Source organism: Sutcliffiella cohnii (assembly GCF_002250055.1).
Classification (GTDB): Bacteria; Bacillota; Bacilli; order Bacillales; family Bacillaceae_I; genus Sutcliffiella; species Sutcliffiella cohnii.
Genome location: NZ_CP018866.1, coordinates 4,061,206 through 4,080,392 on the forward strand (window position 1 = coordinate 4,061,206; position 19,187 = coordinate 4,080,392).

Consider the following 19,187-nt stretch of genomic DNA (forward strand, 5'->3'; position numbering starts at 1 on the left):
CCTACTAACTGAAAATAAGAGGTCCGTTTGAAATAGGAGACCCCTTCGTATTACTGTGACATATTTTTAACATGATGATGATCTAAACCTACTTTATTATAAGTAGCATTTGGTGCCACATAGGGAAAAACGAAATCATCAACAAACTTTTCTAGTACTCTATCTGAAATTAAATTATAGGTGGGAAAATAATAGATTTGTTTATTTTTGGTTGTAACAATAACACTTTTATATGTATTGTCCCTCCATCCAAAATTGATTTCTGTAATTTCGGATAAACGTATATCGTATTGATCATTTCGAATTTTATTATTTTCGATTGTTATTAATGTGTTCCCTCTTTTGCGAACGGAGAATATTTTCTTTAGGACAGAAGCGGTGAAGATTATGCCAACGATAGCCACCATAATTCCAATTAACGATATTAGAAAAGAGTCTGGTAAAAAGATGAAAATACCTACACACATAGCGATCAGAAGAAACGCCGTTATTAGCAGACAACTAACGTTAGAGTTATGATATATTAGTTCTACTTTTTCATCGTTTTGTTTAATATATGTATCTGCTATTTTTTGATTCATGAAGTTGTACCTCTACAGTTCCTTATTTTATTTACATTTTCTCACTTATTTTTTCAGCCTGCTCCGTATAATGATGATCCAATATACCCCTATCATGAAAGACATTTGGATCAACATTAGGAATAACATATGTATCGACAAACTTTTCTAGCACCCTATCAGGTACTAAATTGTACGTTGGCAGCTTAAATGTTTTTTTATTTTTTGTTGTTAAAATGATAGACTTAAACGCAAGAAATTTCCACCCATAACTTATTTCGGTAACTTCTGATAAAAGGATGTCATGTTTGTCGTTGTGAATTCTATTATTTTCAATTGTCATTAACGTTCGTCCTTTTTTAAGAACAGACATTACTATTAAAAATAATGGAACCAGTATAATAAGTCCTACAACTGTTATGAAAATGCCGAGTAGTGCCAATACAAAAGACTTCGGCAAAAAAAACAAAATTATCCCCGCCATTCCAAACAAGCTAAAAAATGAAAATAATAGGCATCCTGAATTTGTTTTATGATAAATTAACTCTACTTTACTGTTGTCTTCTATAATGTAGGAAGCTATAATTTCATCCATATATGTGTAGAATCCCAACGCCAGCAATTTTTGTCATACTAGTTTTAGGTGCATCTTTAGCAATCGAAGGATTTAAATAAATTCTCGCCAATTACAAACACTCCTCTTCAGAACTAAATAAAAGGAATAAAAACTACCTTATACTATAAACTCGTTTTATAAGACCTATTTCCATTTTACCATAAATTAACTATAACAAAATTACATATCCACTATTCCCATCAATATGATTCTTAAGTCCAAGAAGCCTTTAATGAAATTAGTGCTTTCGGTCTAAATGATTGGAGTAGTTTAAGAGTTTATTTACGACAAAAAAAGGCCAGAGCAAGCTCTGACCTCTTACATGTATTAGTTTCTTCCGTTTCCTTTGCCGTTACCTGGTTTTGTTGGTTCGCTTCCGCCATCGTCGCCGCCACCGTTATCACCGGAGCTAGTGCCGTTAATGGCATCAACTGCACGCACTAGGCCGTTTCCAAAGTGGTTTGCATCACCTAAGTTTTGCGCTGTATCGTTTAATCGATTACGAAGCTCCACGTTTGAAAGGTTCGGATTCGCTGCCAAGACAAGCGCTGCCACACCAGCTACATGTGGAGATGCCATCGAAGTTCCGTTGTAAGATGCATAGCTGTTTCCAGGAGTCGTACTAAGAATGTTTACACCTGGTGCAGCAATTTCCACTGCAGGTCCTGTACTAGAGAAACTTGCACGATTGTTGCTAGAATCAACTGCTGCTACTGCGATAACAGAATCATATTTTGCTGGATAACCAACAGTATCCCCTCGGCCATTCGTACGTCCACTGTTTCCAGCTGCCGCCACTACAAGCACACCAGAATTGTAGGCAATATTACACCACTCTTCTAAAATAGAAGAACTCATCGAACCTCCTAAACTCATATTTATAATGTCCATTCCGTTATTAACAGCCCATTCAATTCCTTCAGCGATTCCCGCATAAGAACCACTTCCACTGTTATTTAATACTTTTACCGCATATAAATCCGCATTGTAGGCTACCCCTAACACACCTACACTATTATTTAACGCCGCCACTGTTCCAGCTACGTGCGTGCCGTGACCACTACCATCGTAATAAGGATCACTGTTTGCACTATCCGTAAATACAGAGTGCCCTCCTCTTACATTTAAATCTTCATGATTTCGGTCAATTCCCGTATCAAGTATTGCTACTTTTACACCACTTCCAGTATGCCCCGCTGCGTGAGCATCGGTACCTTGAACATGAGGAACTCCCCACGGTACGGTTTGAGCAAATGCTTGTGCTTCAAAGTTAGGTTCCACCGCTTTAATATGCGGATTATTTTGTAATGCTTTCGCTTGCTGCTCTGTCATTTTTACTAGATTAACAGGTAGTAGATTGTAAGTATGAAGAACATCACTATTATCTACACCAAATGCGTTTAATATCCCCTTATTTACCTTGTCATTAAATTGAACAAGGTACTCCTGTTTTTCTGCCTGTGATTGTGCACTAATCGACATTGGTACTACCATCGAAAATACAAGGATGCTTAACGTTAACAAAGTTAGTAGTTTTCTCATATGTAATTCCTCCTTTTTTGAGATTGTTACAAGTATACTCTAATTATTCTGAAAAATGTGACAGGTTTTAAGTTTCCCAAGTAGTACGAAAAAAAAAGGAATTACACTATAACAAAATGGTCAACTTGGCCAATGTTATTTATTAGGGGATTTTTGTATTAGTTTGATATAAAAAAATCTTGTAGCAAATTAAACTACAAGATTTCTCATTTAATCATTCTTTCTCACTAAAGCAAAAGCCGTAATTGCTGCCGTTATCGGAATGGTAAATGCTACACCAGTTCCTGCAACAAGAATTGTGAGCATCTCTGCGACGAATACTTTTGAATTTACAATTTGTCCAATCGAATATGAAACGTCCTTAAACATAATTAGTAAGGCAAGATAACTTCCAAAGAAGGCAAAAAATAACGTATTTGTACTCGTACCTAAAATATCTCTACCAATACTCATTCCAGAAAGAAACAACTCTTTTCTGCCCATCGATGGATTATGATACGATATTTCACGCATTGGAGATGAAATAGAAATAGCGATATCGACAATTGCTCCAATCGTACTTGTAATAATGACCGCTACTGCAAGCTCCATAAAATCAATTCCTACGAAAAGAGAGAACGTACTGTAATCATCAATTTCTTCCGTTCCAAAACCTTGGATCATGGCACTTTCTGTTAAGAAAACAATAAAAAATAATAGAATCACGAACGTCACGATCGTAGAAACAAAGGCAGTTTTCGTTTTTATATTCACTTCATTAATGAAAAATAAATTAATACAACTGATGAGCGTACATGCTAATAAAATTAATATAATTGGATTAGCGTTAGGGTCCGTCATAAATAGAATCGTAAAAAAGAGAACAACAAAATTAAAAAGTAAAGCAATGAACGAGCGAGCTCCTTTTTTCCCACCAATCAGCACCATCAAAATAAGCAAAATAATTGTCAATACTACTAATACATTCATTGGCTTACCCTCTTTTTATTAATGAAAAGTATCGTAATATAAATGCCGATTGGAATCGTTAAAACAATACCAATTCCACCTGCAAGTGCCCGCGCTATATCTAAGGAAAGATTCATCGTAAACGTATAACCCCATAACATATCGTTTTTCATATACAGAACGAGTGTCGGAATCGCCCCACTAATATAGACAAAAAATAAAATATTCGTCATCGTTCCCATAATATCTTTGCCAATTTCTTTGCCAGAAGCTTTCAACGCTTCGACTGGAATCTGCTGATTTTTTTCATACAATCCAAATATCGAGGATGACATCGTTATCGCGACATCCATTACCGCTCCTAACGAACCTACTAACACCCCAGCTAGAAAAATCACTTCAGGATTACGTGTTAGAAACTGCATTTCTTCATAGCGAAGCCCTTGACTGTCACTAACCCATATGACGAGATACGTAATAACGATTAACACAAACGTTGCAACTAGCGTAGCCGCAATAGCAGCATACGTTTTTTCATTAAACCCATTAACTAATAAAAAAGAAATAACGGTAAAGAAAAGAACACTCACTCCAGCGATGAACACTAAATTCCAATGGGGTCGACTTAAATAAACGTCTAAGGTATATGAGATAATGGCCGCATTAATAGCAAGTGTTAAAATCGAATAAAGACCTTGTTTGCGGCCAACGATGAGAAGGATGAAAATAAACACCCAAGAAACGAACAAAAGATGCTTATCACGTTTCACGTCCATTACATTTCCTGTTAAAGAAACATCGTCTTCTGCGACACGTTCTATTTTCACAAATAGTTCCTGACCGACTTTATACGGCTGGTCATACGCACCAGATGTGGAATATTCATTCACAAATGTAAATGGGCGTCCCTTTTCCTCTCCATTCATGACTTGTCCTACAATACTTTGACTGTATAGAACATCCTCATTACCAAACATATCGATTGTTTCCGTACTATCTTCTAAATCCACTTCCATAACCTTTACAATAGGTTGATCATAGAACGAATGATTATGATGGACGAACAATATCGATGATAAAAACAGTGTTGCGAGGACCACGTAAAATATTATATGAATGTATGTTAGCTTTTTTAGCTTATTTACAATAATGTTCATGTACTACACCTCAGCTACTCGTCTAAAACTCTTTCTATTGTACACTAAATGCTGTTCGTCATCATTATTGGGTAGGTTTCCTTTCAAATGTGGATGTCGAAAGTGCAAAAAGAGCAATGTGAGGACATTGCTCTTTTGTTAAATGGTTGCTTTGGGTTGCGTTTTTTAGTAATTCAATTTTTTATTTGCGATAGTATGCTTTTTATTTGCGGTAGCACGATTTTATTTGCGATAAACCATTTTCATTTGCGGTGGCACGATTTTATTTGCGATAAGCCATTTTTATTTGCGGTGGCACGATTTTATTTGATGATGTATAAAAGTATGTGTAAGACCTTTTGCTAGACAAATAAAAAAGGACAAAGTACTCTCTGAGTTATCACCACAATAACCTTTGAGAGGAGTACTTTATCCATGTCCCATTTTAACACAGATAAATTAGATTTAGCCACTATCTTAAAAATTTCCATGCAGGATCTCCTAAAGGAGAAAATAGAAACTATCTTGCGCGAGGAGATCAAGAGTGTACTAGAGAACGAACCTGTCGGAGAAGGAAATTCCCGTAATGGATACTATCCGAGGACTCTCGACACTATGTATGGCCGCGTTGAAGATCTGGCTGTTCCCCGCGATCGTAAAGGTGAGTTCACGACTAATATGTTTGAGCCTTATCAAAGGCGAATGGTTGCAGTAGATGAGCTCGTTGTTCAACTTTATCAACACGGGGTTGGAGTCCGTCAGGTAGGGAGTATCTTGAAAAACTTGCTTGGGGAACAATATTCCCCTGGCACCATATCGAATATCACATCTGCCGTGATGGAGGATGTGATTGAATGGCAGAACCGCCCTTTAAAGAAGCGCTATTGTGCTTTATTTCTTGATGCTTTGTTTGTAAAGATTCGTAGAGATACAGTAGCCCAAGAAGCTGTCTATATTGTTCTAGGAATTACTCCGGAAGGCCACAGGGAAATCCTTGGTTTTTATGTCGGAGGAATAGAATCTTCAAATGGTTGGAAGGAAATCCTCCAGGACCTGCGCAACAGAGGAGTACAGGAAGTACTGCTAGGCGTTTTTGACGGACTGACTGGTCTCGAAGAGGCATTTCGTTCCATCTTTCCAAAAGCTGATGTTCAACGTTGTGTAATACACAAGGTCCGTTCCACTATGAATAAAGCACGTAAGAAGGATCAAGCTGAGCTAAGTACTGATTTAAAAAAAGTCTATACATCAAGCACATACGTAGAAGCTGAAAAAGCGTTCGGAGAGCTCAGGGAGAAATGGAAAAAGCGCTACAGTCGAGAAATAGCTTCCTGGGAAGAAGACCTTCCAGTACTCTTAACCTTTTTACGCTACCCTGAGGAAATCCAAAAGTACATCTACACTACAAATCTTATTGAGCGTACCATTAAGGAAATCCGCAAGAGGTTAAAAACCATGAATAGCCTGCCGAACATTGAAGCAGCTGAAAAGATTACGTACCTGACCTCTATCGACTATAACGAGCGCTGGTCAAGAAGAAAACTAAGTGGATTCGGCCTAGCTCATGATCAAATTTTAAAAATGTTTGAGGAGCAGTATCCCAAAGCCTAAAAGTGGAGGATTCAGGCAGCCGAGGCTGCCTGAATCCTCCACTAACAAAACCATATAACTCATTGAGTACAAATACTTACACATAATTATTGACAGTACCTTTTATTTGCGATAAACCATTTTTATTTGCGGTAACACGATTTTATTTGCGATAGTTTTATTAGCGATAACAGGGGGTAACCCCTCCTACTCGAACGTTTAACTCAAACCGTCCGTGCAACTCCTTCTTTCTCAAGAAACGCGTAAAAGTCTACCCATTCTCCGATAAGTTTCGATGTTGGTTTTCCTAATCCATGCCCTGCTTTTTTCTCTAAGCGCAAAATAACAGTCGTATTCTTATCAGCTTTTTCTTTTAACGTCGCCGTAAACTTCTTCGCATGTGCTGGTACGACACGGTCGTCACTGTCAGCTGTCGCAATAAGTACAGGCGGATACTTTTCCCCTTCTTTTACGTTATGAAGTGGCGAGTATGCGTACATGAACGGAAATTGTTCTGGGTTTTCTGCATTGCCGTACTCTGGAATCCAATACTTCCCGATCGTAAACTTATGATAGCGCAACATATCAATTACCGGTACTCGACAAAGAACCGCTCCAAATAAGTCTGGGCGTTGCACCATACAAGCAGCAACTAGTAGACCACCATTAGAACCACCCATGATTGAGAGCTTCGGTGTAGACGTATACTTATTTGCAATTAACCATTCACCTGCTGCAATAAAGTCATCAAACACATTTTGTTTATTTTCTAACATACCGGCACGATGCCACTCTTCCCCGTATTCATTTCCACCACGAAGATTAGCAACTGCATAAACTCCGCCTTTTTCCAACCAACGAAGAACCGCTGGATTAAAGCTTGGTGTTAAACTCACATTAAACCCACCATAGCCGTATAACATGACTGGGTTCTCTCCATTTAACTCTAACCCTTTTTTATGTGTTAAAAACATCGGTATTTTCGTACCATCTTTAGAAGGGTAAAATACTTGAGTCGTTTCATAACCTTCTACGTCAAAAGCGATGTCTGATTGCGCCTCTAAACGTAATTCACCACTTACTACGTGATAATTGTATACAACAGTAGGGTGTAAAAATGAAGTGAACCCAAAATATAATTCCCTATCGTCCTTATTCACCGTTATGTCTGTTAATGAACCGATCACTGGGAGTTCTATTTCTTTATCAAAAGAACCGTCCCTGTTAAACAAATGGATAACGTGATGCGCATCTTTTAGGAATACAACAATGAATTGGTTGTTTAAAAATTTGATTCGTTCCACTACGAGCTCTTGCTCCGGTAAAACTTCTACCCAATTTTCCTTAGCTGGATTTTCTACATCGATAGAAATAATTCTTCCTTTCGGTGCGTCCAAATCGGTTTGAAAATAAAAGTGCGTTCCATCATTTGTAATATACGTGTACTCTGCATTTTGTTCATCTAGGAGGCGTACAAATGGTCCCTCACTATTCAGTTCTTTTAAATAAAATCTATTTTCGGACGCTGTTCCAAAATAAACGTGAAGCATTATATACTTTTTATCTTGAGATAAGGAAGCAGAGAACATTAAATCTTTGTCTTCTGGTTGCTCATGTACTAACGTATCTTCTGCTTGATTCGTGCCAAGCTTATGGAAGTACACTTTGTTATGCGTACCCTCTTCCACAACCGCACTTGGCTCTGGGAATCGGCTATAGAAAAACCCACTATCATCTGGTGACCAAGCGATATTCGTGAACTTTACATGCTGAATAAGATCCACTAAATCCTCGCCAGTTTCCGTGTTTCGCACCTTAATTTCTTGCCAATCACTACCATTTCGCGACGTCGCATACGCAACAAGAGTCCCATCACTATTGAACACATAATTCGTCATCGCAACTGTTCCGTCATCTGTTAACGTATTCGGGTCAATAACGATACGCTCTTCATTATTTTGTTTTACATAAAGAATCGCCTGATTTTGCAGCCCATCATTTTTTAAGTAAAAGAGTTTGTTATTAACCTTTTTCGGAACAAAAAATTTCGGGAAATTCCAAAGCTCGGTTAATCGCTCTCTATCTTTCTTACTACTGTCTGTTTCCATAAAATAAGCTGTAGATTCGGCTGCCATCTCTTCTTCCCACTGTTTTGTCTCTACTAAACTTGTATCCTCTAACCAACGGTACGGATCAGCGACCTTTGTACCATGAAAATCCTCTATTACACCACTTAATTTTTCAGTCGTCATCGTGAGTCAGTCCCCCTTCGTCTATGTACCCCTACTATTTCGGTACACGAAAAAGGATTCCTGCTTGAAATGATAAAAAGAAGGAAACTAACATTAATTTGATCTATCGATCGGAGGTTCCGTACTTGAAAGCCGTTGTCAAACAACTTGTCTAACCAAGCTTAAAATACCACTTATAAAACCGCCATAGCAACATTAACGTTGCACCAACGGTTGACCACGTAACATACCAATCCCAATAGATATAATGGACAAGATTTGTATTCTTTTCAAAAATGACTTCAAGGATAGTTAAAATGGTACAAAAGGAGACTAAATATAAAACCCTTATCCTCATCTGTTTTTTAAACGGATAATATATACAAAAAAAGCTCCCGATAATTGGATACATGACAAACTCGAACAAGAAGCTTGTCCCATTAACGCTAGCAAGCTCCCGAACAGGGTATTGTAACAACCCTAGTTGTACAGCAAGTAACCCAAGAAACCAAGCTACACATTGTTGAAAAGAAAAGGCTATGCTCGCTTCTCTCCATTTATCCCTTGGGATATATGCTAACGAAATAATAGTAATCGCATACAAACAATACAGAAGCATTAGATCAATATTCATATGTATCATATCCTTTTGGTGGTTGATTCATCACCCACAACACATAACGACGACATATCCATAATTCAATAAGAAAATTAAAAAAGCTGCGAACAAGATTATCCCATTTAATATCCATAATATTTGTAAACGTTCCTATTAGCGCCATAAAAGAAAGGATAATTCCTACCCACAATAAATAATGAACAAGTCGTCTAAAGTACCGAGCTTTATGCGGAAAAGATAATTGAAATAATACTGCCGCTGTTGGAAACACTAAATATTCCATCGTAAAATTTATTTTCGTCGCCTCTTTAAAAAATCGAACTGGTGCCTCTAGTAACCCCGCATAGGTCAAACCGATACTAAAAACCCATGTTAACATTTGAAAAAACAAAAGTGCTGCCAATGCTTCTCGTAAACGATGGCGAGGTATTACCTTCCATAATATAATCGGTAAAATAATCCACAACATAATTAGCACTAAATAATCAAAGTTCACAGGGCTTCACCACCATATTAAAGTGTAAACTGTGATGCTTTTTTTCACAAAACGACAACTTTCGACATAAGAGATAGCATGCGCGAAATAATTCAATACTATGCAAATATTTATTCGTTCACCTAATAAACAAAAAGAGAGTTTAGCTAGTGAAAATAGCTAAACTCTCTTTTTCCCTTTAATTTTCTTTATATACGTCTGCATACGAATGAAATCCATCAGCAATTATTGTTTCATCTATATTTTTTTGATCAACTGGGATTGGGCGAAGAAAGACGGACGGTACCTCTTCTTTCTCATTATTCATCACTTGGTCTGTTTCCATTTTTTCTCCTTTTGCCATCATAATTGCTATTTTCGCCGCTTCTTCTGTCAAAGCTTTAATCGGTTTGTACACTGTCATCGCTTGCTTTCCATCCACTATGTATTGAACGGCTGATAAATCAGCATCTTGGCCAGCAACTGGTATAGTCCCTGCAAGTCCATGTGCTGTTAGTGCCTCAATAATTCCTCCTGCCGTTGCATCATTTGCAGCGATAACCGCATCTATCTCATTTTGGTTAGCTTTTAAAGCTTCTTCCATATAGGCGCGTGCATTTTCTGGATCCCAATTTTCCGTCCACTGGTCGTAGACAACCTGGATATCTCCTCTTTCGATAAATGGCTGCAGTACTTTAAACACACCTTTTTTAAGTAAATGCGCGTTATTATCTGTACTCGCACCGCCGATATATACATATTTTCCCTTTGGAACTAGTTTTGTTATTTCTTCTGCTTGTAATTGTCCTACTAATTCATTGTCAAAAGATATATACAAATCAACCGACGAATTTTTAACTAGCCGATCGTATGAAATTACTTTAATACCGGCTAAATGAGCCTTTTTCACAATAGTTGCTACTGCTTCGGCATTATGAGGGACAATAACGAGAATATTGATTCCTTCACTAATTAAGGACTCTGCTTGTACGATTTGTAAAGCATCATCTCCCTTTGCTTCTCTCACAAGCACTTCTGCTCCTAAGGCTTCCGCTGCCTCTTTAAAAAGCTCTCGATCCTTTGGCCAACGCTCTTCTTCTAACGTATCCATCGAAAAACCTATTTTAATCTTTTCTTCCGTATCCAGCGCAATGGACTCTTCTTTTTCAACAGGTAGTACTATGTTATTTTCGCCTTCACAAGCAGCCATAAATAATAGAAGTATGAATACAATAAGTTTCTTGAGCCTACTTCCCATCTCCTCACCCCTATTAACCTTTCATACCGAGCAACGTTTTCCGGTATTCTCTAGGCGTTACGTGACACATTTTTTTAAACACTTTGCTAAAATAGTTTGGTTCATGATATCCAACTTCAATAGTAATTTCTTTTATACTTTTTTCAGGGTCTCCTAACATTTTCTTCGCCTTTTCAATTCGGCATTCTGTTAAAAATTCAATATAGTTAACCCCAAGCTTTTCCTTAAACATTTTACTAATATAAATCGGACTTAACCCTACTTTTCTACTTAACGTATCTAACGAAATATCGTGTTGGGAGTTTTCCATAATATATTGCTTTATTTGATGGATTGTATCTGCTTCAATGTTGCGGTAATGTTTCTCATAATTTTGCTTCATTTCTTGTATTAGAGATGAAGTTTCCGTTCGTAACTGGCGGAAATTTTGTGTTTGATACGAATAAATAGGGGCTAGCGTTTCAATACCGATATCACTCATAACGGACCAAATGGACCATAGCGCTTCCAAGACCAGTTGCTGTGAATGCTGGAGATCTAAACCCTCTACTTCGTAAGCTCGAATAAGATTTATTACATTCGTTTTCACTTGATCCCATTCGCCAAGTCGAACTTGCTCGGAAAATTCCTTTTTAAGAAGTTTCGCCTCGTATCGAATGTCATTTCCGATTGGTACATCTTGAAAAAAACGATATTTTACTGGGAGATTCTTATTCGCAGAAGCAATAGAAGCTTCCTGATAAGATTGGCGAATTTGCTCTAACGACTGACAAACATTACCTATCCCTATAAACCAACCAGCTAACTGTTCCGAGTTGGCAATCGAAAGAATGTCTCGTGCGAGTAATATCGCTTGGGATCGGAATGAAACTTCAGGATTTCGAAAAATAATAATCGGAAGTTGTCCGTCATATAAAGCCCCCATCCAGCCACTCTTACATTCTCTTACTTTTTCTTTTATTCGTGAGTACGTATACTCCGTTCCAACTGGTACAACGACGTTCATGACAAACATCTCATTTGTTGAAGGGATTTCTACCATTTCGACAAGCATATCTACATGTACTTCATGCACATGATCAAATAGTAATTGTGTTACAATATCTGTTTCCACGAGTGCTAATGTTTTTTCAAGCATTTCACTCTGTATCTTACTTTCCGTAAAAAATTCGCGTTCTTCTTCAATTTCCTTTAACACTTTTCCAACTGTCGCTCTAATTTCACTAACTTTACTTGGCTTTAAAATATAATCTTTTGCTCCTAATTTTAAAGCGGACTGCACATAGTTGAACGTATCAAATGCCGTCACCATCACAAATTTAATAGTCGGATATTCTGCATGTATCTGCTCAATCGCCTCTAGTCCATTCATGCCTGGCATTTGAATATCCATTAATACTAAATCTGGTTGAAACATTCTAGTAATTTCAATAGCTTGATAACCATTGTTTGCTTGTTCGATTTTCAGCTCAGGGAAGGCTCTGTTCAAAATGGCCATCATCCCTTCTCGCTCAATTTGTTCGTCATCCACAATTAAGAGTTTCATTTGTTATCGCCTCTTTATTTTTTGGAATTTTTAATACGACGTTCGTTCCTATCCCGACAGTACTTTTTATTTCCATAACGTCTTCTTTATTAAAGAAGAGACGCAATCGTTTCACGACATTGCTAAACCCTATACCCGTTGAATGCCCTTCTGCCTGCACAGGATTTTCTGTTAATAGTTGCTCCATCTTCTCTATTGACATCCCTACCCCGTCGTCTTCTATCTCAATAGACACATACTCTCCACTATCGATTACCCGAACAGTAATAGTCCCTCCATCCACTCTAGGTTCTACTGCATGAATGACGGCATTTTCAATAATCGGCTGTAACGTAAGCGCAGGTATGTTTACATGTAAGCAAGTTTCATCTATTTCTAAATGAAGATGGAGGCGGTCCGTAAACCTAGCTTTTTGAATATCCATATATTGCTTTAACACGATTAATTCGTCATGAAGTGTAACAGACCGATCTATTTGCTTTAAATTGTATCGAAGGAGATCCGCAACACTTACTAGTAAATCACTAATTTCTTCTGATCCCTCTAAATAAGCCTTTTTCGAAAGAGTATTTAATGTATTAAACAAAAAATGCGGGTTAATTTGACTTTGCAAACTACGAAAATGGCTCTCCTGCAATAGGATTTTATTTTGTTGGAGCTCATGTTCTAATTTTGCTTTTTCTTTTATTTGCTTTATTAAGTTATTAATATTGTTTCGCATATGGTCGAATGTTCGGGCGAGAAAAGCAATCTCATCCTTCGTTTTCACATTAATCGGTTGATTAAAGTGTCCTTTCGCCAGCTCACTAGCAGCTTTCGTCAACTGCTGTATCGGTCTCGTAATAGTTAATGAAAACCAATACGTAATGAGCAGGAGCAAGAAAGAAGTTAGTAAAATTAGTAAAAACCCTAGTTTCACTAGTTCAATAGACTGTTCCATAATTCCACGATAAAACGGTTCATGAGTTTTCAATTCCATATCGATTAACGTGAGAGTCATTTCCGAAATGTAATTAGAAATTCTAGTAGCTTCCGCTAAATCCTTTACAGCCGCCTCTGTATCTTTTTCTACTTTTAACAGCCTGTCCGTCGTTTCTACTAAACTATCTATTAAATGGATATAATTTGTTAGCGTAAAACTATTTTCTATATTTCTAACGGATAAAACATCATACTTCGCCGTTTCTATTTCCTTTTTACTTCCCTCTAACCGCTTTAAATTATCAAGCGAAGAATCTAGCATATAATTATTCAAATCGGTGATGACTTGATGACTAGATCGCGTTACTTCATTCAAGACTAAATAACGATTCAAAATATCGTTATATTTAACTTGTGTTTGATGATTGTAATATGTAAGCGTTATCCAAATTGCCGACATGATTAAAATCACAATGGTCGTAAGCAGTAATATTTTTCTTTGAATACTTATCATTGCTGTTGTTCGCCCTTCAATATATGAATATCAGTAAAATAACCGTTAATATCAAGAGGTACAGTATCGCCATTTAGCCAGTTAATAAGCTTTTTTACACTTATTTCGCCAATCATTTCGGGACTTTGCTCAATAACACCATCAATTTTTCCGTCTGATAATAGCGGAAGTGATTCTTGTCCATCATCGAACGAATAAATAAAGTAAGGCTCCACTTGAGAGCGTCTACTAATTTCTTGAACCATTGGACCAACGATTTTCGCGTTGACAGCAATAAACGCATCAACATTAGGCATTTCATTTAATACCTCTCTCGTTCTCGAAATAACTTGATCTCGCGTTTCCGATGTTTCTGCTTCCAACGTTTGAATACTAGGATAGCGTTTCAACACACTTTTTATTCCTTCAAGCCGCTGTCTTTGATAATATTCATGTTGATTGTCGTAAAGAAGGACAACATTCCCGCTCATCCCCATGTCTTCCACTAACTGTTTTGCGATTAGCCTACCAGCTTCTAATTGGTCAGAACCAACATACGTTCTTCTCAAACTCTCTGCCATCGGGACGTCATTCGCAACCGTAATAATAGGTATCCCGTAAAACGCTGCTTTCACTTTCGTTAGCTCTTTAAACTCGTCCGTATCAAGCCCTTGTACAATAATTCCATCCATTTTGGAATGAATCGCTAACTCTAATTTTTCAAGAAATTCTTCAGGATTGTTACTGTAGCTTCCCCATATTTCTAAACTAGCTCCATCCGCCTCCGCCTGTTTTTCCGCTCCAAGCCCGACTTTATTCCAAAATGTCGTTTCTATGTCTCTCGTTATTAAAACTAACCGGTATTGAGATTTTTCTTGCTTTATAGCTTCGGGTAATTCAGCATTAATCCGCAAGACAATGTTTGCCGAAACAAAAATGAGGTAACAAAGGGAGACAAATACAACGCCAAGTATTACGTAAGCATATTTACGCAACATTCTATCTCCTTTCTCTTGTGCTCGTAATCGTTTTGAAATTTCGTATATTATTAGTTTGATTCTATCAGCCTAGGTAAAAAAGCGCATTCTTTTTTTACTTTCAATAAATTACTACCAGACATTGTTAAAAGGCCTCCCCATTTTCCAGGTGAAAGCCTCCTCGTTGCAAACCTTTATTTTCCTTTTCTTCTCGTCATAACATCAAAAATAACTGCTAATGCAAGTACGCCACCTTTAATCATGTATTGATAGGAAATACCAACACCTAGCAAGTTCATTCCACTCGTTAACGATGCCATAACGACAGCACCGACGATCGCACCTGTCACTTTACCAACTCCACCTGCTGCTGATACACCACCAACGTAAGCTGCTGCAATCGCATCAAGCTCAAATAACGTACCTGCAGTTGTTGTTGCAGCTTGTAATCGAGAGGTAAATAAAATACCTGATAACGCAGATAGCAATCCCATCGAACCGAAAACGATGTACGTTATTTTTTTAACATTAATACCGCTTAAATGTGCTGCTTCTGGGTTACTACCAACTGCATAAATATGTCTACCTAACACTGTTTTCGTAGTGAAGAAGTGATACACTAAAACAACTAATAAAATGATGATTACAGTCCATGAGAAACCGTTGTATCCAGCTAAAACCCATGTGATTCCAGCAATAATTGCTGATACAAATATTAATTGTAAAATAAAGATCTGTTTAGAAACTACTTCAAAACTGTACTTCAATTTGTTACGACGGTTCGAAATCGCACTATAAATATAGAAGACTATTCCTAGTGCACCAATTAATAAAGAGAGTAAGTGTAATCCGCCAATTTGCATCATGGACGGGATATAGCCATTCCCGATCGCATTAAATGCATCATTTTGAACGATAATCGTACCTGATTTTTCTGTTACTTGTAAAATAGCTCCACGATAAATTAACCAACCAGCTAGTGTTGCTACGAAAGCTGGAATACCGACTTTTGCAACTAAAAATCCTGTGAACAATCCTGCAATAATACCTAATCCTAAAATAACTGGGATAACTACATACACGGGTAATCCATATTGCATTAGTAAAATAGCTGCAATTGCACCGAGGAATCCTGCTAAAAATCCGATCGATAAATCGATATGTCTAATGACGATAACGAGCATAACACCTACTGCAAGAACCGCAATATATCCTGCAGAATCTAGTAAGTTACTAATGTTACGAGAAGATATAAATAATCCGTCTGTAAGAATAGTAAAGATAAGAAAAATAACAAACAAAGCGATATACATTCCGTAGTCACGGATATTTTTACTGATCAACGTTTTAACGTCACTTATTAAATTCATTGGTTTAGCCTCCTATTGTGTTGCAAGTTGCATTATTTTTTCTTGGTCGGCTTCTTCTATTGGTAATTCGCCTTTTATTTCTCCTTCAGCCATGACATATACTCTGTCACTCATTCCCAATACTTCTCCAAGCTCGGAAGATATCATAATAATACTCATTCCTTCTTCAATCAGCTTGTTCATGACCGTATAAATTTCAAATTTCGCCCCTACGTCAATTCCCCGAGTAGGTTCATCTAATATGAGGAGTTTAGGGCCGACAAATAGCCACTTTCCTAACGAAACTTTTTGCTGGTTACCACCGCTTAATTTTCCAACGAGTTGTTCTAACGAGGCAGCTTTTATGTGCAACGATGACTTGTAATTGTCTGCTACTTTAATTTCCTCGTTGTCATTAATAACTCCGTTGCTCGCAATTCCATGTAAATTGGCGGCAGAAATATTGCTTTTAATGTCTTGCGCTAAAAACAACCCATCTCCCTTTCGATCTTCCGTAACGTACGCGATACCAGATTTAATTGCGTCACTAGGATGCTTTAACACTTTCGGAACTCCATCTAGCATTAAATCCCCTTGCAATTTATACCCTTTCGCATTACCGAAAATACTTAAGGCAAGTTCCGTTCGACCAGAGCCCATTAAGCCTGCCAAACCAATAATTTCACCTTTTCTAACGTTAAGGTTTGCATTTTTCACTACATGTCTGCTTAGCTTTTGATCATATGCAGACCAATTTTTTAACTCTAGTACGTTCTCTCCAAATACTTTCTTTTCTCGCTTCGGATAAATATCTTTGATTTCACGACCTACCATGTTTTTAATAATCGTATTTTCTGTTACTTCTCCTTTAGATGCATCTAACGTTCCAATTGTTTGTCCGTCACGAATAACCGTTGCATTGTCCGCTATCGAAATAACTTCTTTCAATTTATGAGAAATCATAATACAAGTAATTCCTTGTTTCCGAAGGCCATCTAATAGTTTTAATAAGTTCTCACTATCATCTTCATTTAATGCCGCAGTTGGTTCATCGAGGATGAGAAGTTTTACGTCTTTACTTAACGCTTTCGCAATTTCAATTAGCTGACGTTTCCCTACACCTAAATCTTTGACAAGCGTTTCTGGATTCACATCGAGATTCACTTTTTCTAGTAGCTTTTTCGCTTCTACAATCGTCTCATTCCAGTCAATGAATCCTCTCTGCTTCATTTCATTGCCGGCGAATATATTTTCATAAACTGTGAGATCTGGAAACAGAGCTAACTCCTGGTAAATGATGACGATGCCCGCTTGAACACTATCGCTAATTTTATTAAATTGTTGTATATTACCTTCGTAAACAATATCTCCTCCGTAAGTTCCATAAGGATAAACACCACTAAGTACTTTCATTAGTGTTGACTTTCCAGCCCCATTTTCACCAACTAAACAGTGAATCTCACCCTTTTTTACCTTAAAATTGACATTGTCGAGCGCCTTCACTCCCGTAAATTCCTTTGAAATCTGTTTCATCTCCAGTATATATTCGCTCATTTAATTTTCCTCCAAACAAAACAGCTATATTAATGGGGCTGTCCGTTAGCGCCTCGCTCTCCCATTTAGTAAATGGGGGTGCATGGCGCTTATGTTTTCGGACAGCTCCGTTTTTCTTCTATTAATTACAGTCCAGTAAACTCGCTTGCTTCATAATAACCAGAGTCGATTAACTCTTTTTTCACGTTCTCTTGGTCTACAACAATGACGTTCGTTTGTTTCGCTTTTACATCCACTTTACCGTTGTTGTATGAACCTGTAGTAGAAGGTGTCTTACCATCTAAAATATCGATTGCCATACCGATTGCATCTGCAACAAGTGTACGTACATCTTTAAATACTGTCATAGATTGCTTACCGTCAATGATGTACTGAATAGACGCTTTTTCTGCATCTTGTCCTGAGATGACATAGCTAGAAATATCAGAATCGGAACCGTAAACATCAGCGATAGAACGAGCTGTACCATCGTTTGGTGCTAAAATGGCAATATCACCTTTTAAGTTTGCTCCAGCTGCCGTTAAGTGAGTTTGCGCTTTATTAATAGCTTCACTAGGATCCCAGTTCGTTGTTACTTGCCCTAAAATTTTCCCTAACTCGTCACGAGTAAGTTCATTTTTATCTTTTAACGCTACTGCTTCACTAGAGTTTGCGATAACAAAAGTACCATCCGCAATTTTCGGTTGAAGCACTTCCCAAGCTCCTTGGAAGAATAAAAATGCGTTGTTGTCAGAAGAAGCACCTGCATATAAGTAAAGAGGTACGTTAGAACCTTCCACATTATCGATTAAATATTGACCTTGTGCTGCACCTACAGCAACAGAGTCAAAAGTTACATAGTAATCCACTGCATCTGTTTCAGTAATTAAACGATCATATGCGATTACTGTTACGCCTTCTTTTTTCGCTGCTTCTACTGCAGAACCAGCTGCTGCCCCATCATGAGGAGCAATGATCAATACGTCAATTCCTTTATTAAGTAACGTTTCTACGTTTTCTTTTTCTTTTGCTGAAGAACCTTGGCTAAATAAAATTTCTGTTGTGTACTCTGAATCAGCTAATGCATCTTTAAAGCGCTGTTCATCTTGCACCCATCTAGGCTCATCTTTCGTCGGTAAAACGATACCCACGCTCACACTGCTACTTCCGCCAGTTGCACCACTACAAGCTGCTAACATACCAATTAACAACGTCGCAACCATTAAAACGGAAAATAATCTCCACATCTTTTTCAATTGAAGTTCCCCCTTCAAATTTTTAATTATTTGCTACATTTCCATCTTATATCGATTCGCCCCTCATGAAAGCGCTAACATATAGTAATCTTTTAACATTATCTATACTTTTTTAGCATTAGGTGAAATATAAAAAA

General features: G+C 37.5%; 16 protein-coding genes. 1 reads left to right on the forward strand and 15 read right to left on the reverse strand.

What is annotated here, in order from left to right; all coding sequences use genetic code 11:
* Positions 1-50: 50 nt before the first annotated feature.
* From BC6307_RS20395 to BC6307_RS20415, 5 genes are all read right to left on the reverse strand, one after another.
* A complete protein-coding gene (locus tag BC6307_RS20395) occupies positions 51-581 on the reverse strand; it encodes a DUF5381 family protein (RefSeq protein ID WP_066419965.1) in 531 nt (176 codons plus the stop codon).
* 31 nt (positions 582-612) lie between these two features.
* Positions 613-1,155 (reverse strand): DUF5381 family protein, encoded by a 543-nt coding sequence (locus BC6307_RS20400; RefSeq protein ID WP_066419963.1) that lies wholly within the window; start codon positions 1,153-1,155, stop codon positions 613-615.
* Positions 1,156-1,503: 348 nt separating this feature from the next.
* Positions 1,504-2,718 carry a S8 family peptidase gene (locus tag BC6307_RS20405; protein ID WP_084380659.1) on the reverse strand — a complete coding sequence of 405 codons (1,215 nt, stop codon included), beginning with the start codon at positions 2,716-2,718 and terminating at the stop codon, positions 1,504-1,506.
* 210 nt (positions 2,719-2,928) lie between these two features.
* Positions 2,929-3,687 carry a YibE/F family protein gene (locus BC6307_RS20410; RefSeq protein WP_066419961.1) on the reverse strand — a complete coding sequence of 253 codons (759 nt, stop codon included), beginning with the start codon at positions 3,685-3,687 and terminating at the stop codon, positions 2,929-2,931.
* A complete protein-coding gene (locus BC6307_RS20415) occupies positions 3,684-4,823 on the reverse strand; it encodes a YibE/F family protein (protein WP_066419959.1) in 1,140 nt (379 codons plus the stop codon). The genes BC6307_RS20410 and BC6307_RS20415 overlap by 4 nt, the downstream gene beginning before the upstream one ends.
* Before the next feature lie 414 nt (positions 4,824-5,237).
* Here BC6307_RS20415 and BC6307_RS20420 point away from each other — a divergent pair, with 414 nt between their 5' ends.
* Entirely contained in the window at positions 5,238-6,413 is a 1,176-nt protein-coding gene (locus BC6307_RS20420; protein WP_094366203.1) for an IS256 family transposase, read from the forward strand.
* 203 nt (positions 6,414-6,616) lie between these two features.
* Here BC6307_RS20420 and BC6307_RS20425 read toward each other — a convergent pair whose 3' ends face one another.
* From BC6307_RS20425 to BC6307_RS20470, 10 genes are all read right to left on the reverse strand, one after another.
* Positions 6,617-8,644, reverse strand: a complete 2,028-nt coding sequence (locus BC6307_RS20425) for a prolyl oligopeptidase family serine peptidase (RefSeq protein WP_066420586.1) — start codon at positions 8,642-8,644, stop codon at positions 6,617-6,619.
* Between the two features lie 151 nt (positions 8,645-8,795).
* On the reverse strand, positions 8,796-9,257 hold the full coding sequence (locus BC6307_RS20430; RefSeq protein WP_066420588.1) for a CBO0543 family protein: 462 nt from the start codon (positions 9,255-9,257) through the stop codon (positions 8,796-8,798).
* A complete protein-coding gene (locus tag BC6307_RS20435) occupies positions 9,247-9,738 on the reverse strand; it encodes a CBO0543 family protein (protein ID WP_066420590.1) in 492 nt (163 codons plus the stop codon). Before BC6307_RS20435 ends, BC6307_RS20430 begins: the two co-directional genes overlap by 11 nt.
* Before the next feature lie 178 nt (positions 9,739-9,916).
* Positions 9,917-10,975, reverse strand: coding sequence for a D-xylose ABC transporter substrate-binding protein (xylF, locus tag BC6307_RS20440; protein ID WP_066420591.1), 1,059 nt, complete (start codon positions 10,973-10,975; stop codon positions 9,917-9,919).
* Between the two features lie 13 nt (positions 10,976-10,988).
* Positions 10,989-12,521 carry a response regulator gene (locus tag BC6307_RS20445; RefSeq protein WP_066420592.1) on the reverse strand — a complete coding sequence of 511 codons (1,533 nt, stop codon included), beginning with the start codon at positions 12,519-12,521 and terminating at the stop codon, positions 10,989-10,991.
* The gene (locus tag BC6307_RS20450; RefSeq protein ID WP_066420593.1) at positions 12,499-13,956 is read right to left on the reverse strand and encodes a sensor histidine kinase; all 1,458 of its coding nucleotides are present in this window, start codon (positions 13,954-13,956) and stop codon (positions 12,499-12,501) included. The genes BC6307_RS20445 and BC6307_RS20450 overlap by 23 nt, the downstream gene beginning before the upstream one ends.
* Positions 13,953-14,930: a sugar ABC transporter substrate-binding protein gene (locus BC6307_RS20455; RefSeq protein ID WP_066420595.1), complete on the reverse strand. Its 978-nt coding sequence runs from the start codon at positions 14,928-14,930 to the stop codon at positions 13,953-13,955. Before BC6307_RS20455 ends, BC6307_RS20450 begins: the two co-directional genes overlap by 4 nt.
* A 176-nt stretch (positions 14,931-15,106) precedes the next feature.
* Complete coding sequence (locus BC6307_RS20460; RefSeq protein WP_066420597.1) at positions 15,107-16,282, reverse strand: sugar ABC transporter permease; 1,176 nt, start codon at positions 16,280-16,282, stop codon at positions 15,107-15,109.
* Positions 16,283-16,294: 12 nt separating this feature from the next.
* Entirely contained in the window at positions 16,295-17,815 is a 1,521-nt protein-coding gene (locus BC6307_RS20465) for a sugar ABC transporter ATP-binding protein (protein WP_066420598.1), read from the reverse strand.
* Between the two features lie 125 nt (positions 17,816-17,940).
* On the reverse strand, positions 17,941-19,017 hold the full coding sequence (locus tag BC6307_RS20470; protein WP_425319503.1) for a sugar ABC transporter substrate-binding protein: 1,077 nt from the start codon (positions 19,015-19,017) through the stop codon (positions 17,941-17,943).
* Positions 19,018-19,187: the final 170 nt, after the last annotated feature.